A 1419-nucleotide genomic window follows, 5' to 3' on the forward strand; every position below is an offset into this window, starting at 1 on the left:
CGCGCCCTGCCGTCCTTCCGCGCGCTCGGCCATCCGGTCCTCGCCGGCGTCTCGCGCAAGCGCTTCATCGGCGAACTCGCCGGCGAGCCCGACCCCGCCCGCCGCGATCCCGGCTCCATCGCCGCCGCCCTGTTCGCGGCGGGGCGGGGGGCGGCGATCCTCCGCGTCCACGACGTGCCCGGCACGGTGCAGGCGCTGCGCGTCTGGCAGGCCCTCGCCGATGCCTGACTGGACCGTGAGGCCGTCTCTTGGGATATTGGGCGCGCCGGCCCGGCCCACGCCACAGCAAGGTTTCGATCCGCGATGAACCAGATCCAGCCCCGCCCCAAACGCCGCCTGTTCGGCACCGACGGCATCCGCGGCCGCGCCAACACCGCGCCGATGACCGCCGAAATCGCGCTCCGCCTCGGCCAGGCGGCCGGCCTGCTGTTCACCCGCGGCGATCACCGCCACCGGGTCATCATCGGCAAGGACACCCGCCTCTCCGGCTACATGCTCGAACCGGCGCTCACCGCCGGCTTCATCGGCGCCGGAATGGACGTGACCCTCGCCGGCCCGCTGCCCACCCCGGCCATCGCCATGCTCACCCGCAGCCTGCGCGCCGATCTCGGCGTGGTCATCTCGGCCTCGCACAACCCGTTCGAGGATAACGGCATCAAGCTGTTCGGCCCGGACGGCGCCAAGCTGTCCGACGAGACCGAAGCCGAGATCGAGGCGCTGATGGAGGAGGATCTCTCCGGCCGGCTCGCCGCCCCGTCGGCGCTCGGCCGGGCGATGCGCCTGGTCGACGCCGCGGGCCGCTACGTCGAATCCGCGAAGTCGAGCCTGCCGCGCGGGCTGCGGCTCGACGGCCTGCGCGTCGTCCTCGATTGCGCCAATGGCGCCGCCTACAAGGTGGCGCCGGCGGCGCTGTGGGAACTCGGCGCCGAGGTCATCACCCTTGGCGTTAGCCCCGACGGGTTCAACATCAACCACGAATGCGGCTCGACCGTCCCCTCCGCCCTGTCGGCGGCGGTGGTCAAACACCGCGCCGATCTCGGCATCGCGCTCGACGGCGACGCCGACCGCGTGATCCTCGCCGACGAGCGCGGCCGGATCATCGACGGCGACCAGGTGCTGGCGCTGATCGCCCGCGCCTTCCAGGCCGATGGCCGCCTGTCGGGCAGCGGCATCGTCGCCACCGTGATGTCCAATCTCGGGCTGGAGCGCTATCTCGGCGGCCTCGGCCTCGCCCTGCACCGCACCCCGGTGGGCGATCGCTACGTTGCCGAACACATGCGCGCGCACGGTCTCAATCTCGGCGGCGAGCAGTCCGGCCACGTCATCCTCGCGGATTTCGCCACCACCGGCGACGGGCTGATCGCAGCCCTCCAGGTGCTGGCGGTGCTGGTGCGCGAGGGGCGGCCGGCGAGCGAGGTG

Annotated in this window: 2 protein-coding genes; both read left to right on the plus strand. The window is 72.8% G+C overall.

Translation table 11 applies throughout. The features are described from left to right. The coding region (locus tag APM_RS13015; protein ID WP_007423832.1) for a dihydropteroate synthase at positions 1 to 228 on the plus strand (228 nt) is incomplete at its 5' end. A 75-nt stretch (positions 229 to 303) separates the two neighbouring features. Further along, the coding region (gene glmM / locus APM_RS13020; RefSeq protein ID WP_007423833.1) for a phosphoglucosamine mutase at positions 304 to 1419 on the plus strand (1116 nt) is incomplete at its 3' end.

It is taken from the genome of Acidiphilium sp. PM (assembly GCF_000219295.1).
Lineage (GTDB): Bacteria > Pseudomonadota > Alphaproteobacteria > Acetobacterales > Acetobacteraceae > Acidiphilium > Acidiphilium multivorum.